Origin of the sequence: Arthrobacter sp. CAN_A214 (assembly GCF_015751955.1) — a bacterium.
Lineage (GTDB): Bacteria > Actinomycetota > Actinomycetes > Actinomycetales > Micrococcaceae > Arthrobacter_D.
In genome coordinates, this window is sequence record NZ_JADOUU010000070.1 from 1 (window position 1) to 3,251 (window position 3,251).

General features: G+C 62.4%; 3 protein-coding genes. All 3 read right to left on the reverse strand.

What is annotated here, in order from left to right; translation table 11 throughout:
• Positions 1-31: 31 nt before the first annotated feature.
• Entirely contained in the window at positions 32-1,462 is a 1,431-nt protein-coding gene (locus tag IWX65_RS17320) for a site-specific recombinase (RefSeq protein ID WP_334683984.1), read from the reverse strand.
• 79 nt (positions 1,463-1,541) lie between these two features.
• Positions 1,542-1,883, reverse strand: a complete 342-nt coding sequence (locus IWX65_RS17325) for a helix-turn-helix domain-containing protein (RefSeq protein WP_196884796.1) — start codon at positions 1,881-1,883, stop codon at positions 1,542-1,544.
• Positions 1,880-2,986, reverse strand: a complete 1,107-nt coding sequence (locus IWX65_RS17330) for a tyrosine-type recombinase/integrase (protein ID WP_196884797.1) — start codon at positions 2,984-2,986, stop codon at positions 1,880-1,882. The genes IWX65_RS17325 and IWX65_RS17330 overlap by 4 nt, the downstream gene beginning before the upstream one ends.
• Positions 2,987-3,251: the final 265 nt, after the last annotated feature.

Consider the following 3,251-nt stretch of genomic DNA (forward strand, 5'->3'; position numbering starts at 1 on the left):
CAAGCGGGAACGAGACTTATCGTTCTGAGTCCTATTCGTGGGCCGGCGGTGAGGGTTTGGACGGGGTTCGGGTGGGGAGTGGGATCTTTCCTGCGTAGCTGGCCATGGTGGTGCCGGCGTCGGTGGCGTGTTTGTGGATGACTTGGTAGCTGTAGCCGAGGGCGTTTGCGATCAGTGTGGGTGGTAGTTCCTGGACGAGGCCGCGCAGGGCGGTGTTGCGTGCTCCGCTGGGGTTGATGCCCAGGGTGCGGAGTTGGCTCATCATCGTGTCGGCGTGGATGTGTTGTCCTGGGATGGTGCTGGGGAAGAGCCATTGGTTCCCGCGGTTGCTGGTTTGCTGGTTGGGTCGGTGGTGGAGGTGTTCCCAGAACATGGGGGCTATTTGGGCGGGGATCAGGACGGGGGTGTTGCCCAGGTTCAGGTGCAGCCCGTCGGGCAGTGGTTGGAGGTCCGAGCATTTCAGGGCGGCGATCTTGCCGACGGGTTGGCCGAAGAGCAGCAGGATCAGGGCTGCAACCCGGAACGTCAGGGGTGTTTTGTTGGGCTCGATGCAGTGGCGGATGAGTTCGAGGCGTTGGTGCTGGGTGATCAGGGGTTTCGTGGCGGCGTAGCGGTGCGGTATTTCGAGTCTGGGAATTTCCTTGTTCTTGATGAGCCAGACGATGAACGTGCGTATGGCATATCGGGTCGAGGGTCCCGCGGCGAGGTATTCGTTCACGTGGGCCTGCTTGATACCGGCGATGGTGAGTTCGTGGTGCGTGTCGAGCCAGGCGAGGAACTTTCCGGATTCGGTGGTTTCTTGTTTGGCGGAGCGGACGGCAGTGTTCAGGGTTTTCTCTGGGCTGGCGGTGGCGCGGAGGCGTTTGAGGTGGTGCCAGCGGGCGAATCGTTCGATGGGCGCCTGGATGTGCGGGTTCCCTTCGAGGTCCAGGATTCGGGTGACCAGCCATCGTTCGAAAGCGGCGAGTTGGCGGTCGCGGTCCTCGAGCATGCCGTGATGGATGAGGAGTTCGCGCAGGTATTCCACTGACCTGGAGCTGGGAAGTGTGTCAAAGGCTGCGTGGTTGAGTGCGATGGTGCGGGTGCCGAGTCCTTCGAGGAGTTCTTTGGTCTTGGCGCCGCGCATCCAGGTGTAGATGCTTTCCGGTCGCTCGGCCTCTGTCAGGACACCGATGAGGCGTTTGAGGCGTAGATCCGGGGGACTGTGGGGGTGCAGGAGCTGGTCCAGGTCGGTCTTGAGGACGCAGCGGATGCAGTGGCCGGCGCGGAATCTCTCGGTTTCGGTGCCGCAACTGTCGCAGGTCATGGTGGTGGTGATGCCGGCGCAGTCCCGGCAGTTGTCCGCACCGTCGGTGGTTCTGCCCGGGAGCAGCCGGACTTCACCGCAGCCCGGGCAGGGGCCTCGGGTCCGTAGGGCGGTGGTGAAGCAGATCCCGCAGATGGCTCCGTCCGGCCATTTCACTCTGATCTTCGAGGCCATGCGCCCGCATCGGGTGCACTGGTGTTCGCCTTCGGATCGGGGCCGCCCGCGGGTGCCGGGCTTAGTCGTCGTCAAGGATTCGTGCCCTGACGGGTTTGTAGGCATCAGCGAAGCGGACCACGTTCTCCCCGGACGCGGCGGCCTGTTGCTGGCGTTTGGACCTGGCGTCGACGGCGGTGAAGGTGAACAGTTCGTTGGCTTCGACGCCGAAGATATCGCAAAGGGCCGCCAGGAGCTGGAAGGAGATCCGTTCCGGGTTCTGGCTGACCATCCGGTAGATCTGCGACTCCGAGAGGGTGATGCCGCGTTCGCGGAGCGGTTCGACGAGTTCGCGGGTGTTGCGCATGCCGTGCCGTGCCATAAGTTCCCGGGCCCGCCACCGATATTCGATATCCCGTTTCATTGTTTCTCCTCCTTCGGCCTGACGGCCCTGTCGATCATGTCTTCGAGCACGCGGTTGAGTTCACTGGTCTGATAGTCGCTGGAAACGGCCGTGTAAAGGGAGGTCGTTGAGGCGTGTGCGTGGCCGACCTGCCGCTGAACGAAGGTGTGGTCGAATCCGAAGTGCTCAAAGAGGTGGGTCACATAGGACCGGCGCAGGGAATGGATGTCCAGGCCCGGTGGATAGCCGAGCTCATCGATGTAGTCCCGGAAACGGCGGTGCAAGTTGGACTTGGGAACCGGCAACCCGTTGGCGGTGGGGAAGACCTCCGATACCGCCGGGGCGAGCCAGGGCAGGCCGGTGCGGATCCAGGTGTCCAGGACCTCGGGTGACCAGTCAAAGACCGTCAGCACCGAGCGCCTCTTGGGCGGTGAGCCCCGCTGCGCCTTGCCGTACCGGACCTGCAGGACACCGAACTCTCCGAACTGCGGGGCCCTGCGGTTCCGGGAAAAATCCACGGTCTGCAGGTGCGTGACCTCATTGGCCCGCAAACCCCAGGCGTAGGCGGTCTTGAACACGGTCGCATCCCGGTAGGCAACCACCGCGCCTTTACGGCCTGACGCCAGGACCCGCTCGACCTCAAGGTCGGCCAGATCAAAGAATCCCTGCAGCTCGCCCCGGGTGAAGGGCCGCTTGGTCGGTGCCTGTTCATTGTTCTGTACGTGCCGGGCCCGGTTGAATTCAGTGATGATCTGGGCAGGGGAGCGGCCGAACCCCTGGACGCAAACCCGGTCCCACTCATAGACCGGGTCGGTCAGGAAGTCGCAGAACACCTTCAGATGGGTCTGGTACGCGCGGATGGTCGCAAACGCCAGATTCAGGATCGACCGCTCATGAGCGAAGAACTCATCAGCGTCACCCACCGTCCAGTCCCACGGGAAATGCCCCGTATGATCCACAAACCGTCGGACCAGGCTCTCACGTCCCCGGATTGTCCCGGCCGTGAAGTTCCGGGCCAACTGCTGCTGATTCCAACCGGTGAGCATGGCCTCGAACAATGCGTCCGCGGAAAATGCTCCCTGCCGCAACGGAAGCGTGATCAGCCGACCCTTCAACGGGTCCATCACGGCCTCCGATGCGTCTGCAGATAATGCTTTCAGACTGCATAAAACGCGAATCGATGTCAAGGAACCCCCGAGAATCCGCGGAATCATCAGTCACGTCGGCATCCCACCCCATGAACCTTTCCATCCATCGCACTGATGCCCGCCAGATCCTTCTACAGGCTCACATCCCCGCCACGACGCGGAACTCAATGCTCAAGCACTAGGCCGAGGGGGAGTCGTATCACTGAGTCCCATTCAGCAGATTCTGCAATAGGATCACTTC

Coding starts and splice junctions, on each gene's coding strand:
- IWX65_RS17325 (WP_196884796.1), bottom strand. CDS start 1,883: ATGAAACGGGATATCGAATATCGGTGGCGGGCCCGGGAACTTATGGCA.
- IWX65_RS17330 (WP_196884797.1), bottom strand. CDS start 2,986: ATGGACCCGTTGAAGGGTCGGCTGATCACGCTTCCGTTGCGGCAGGGA.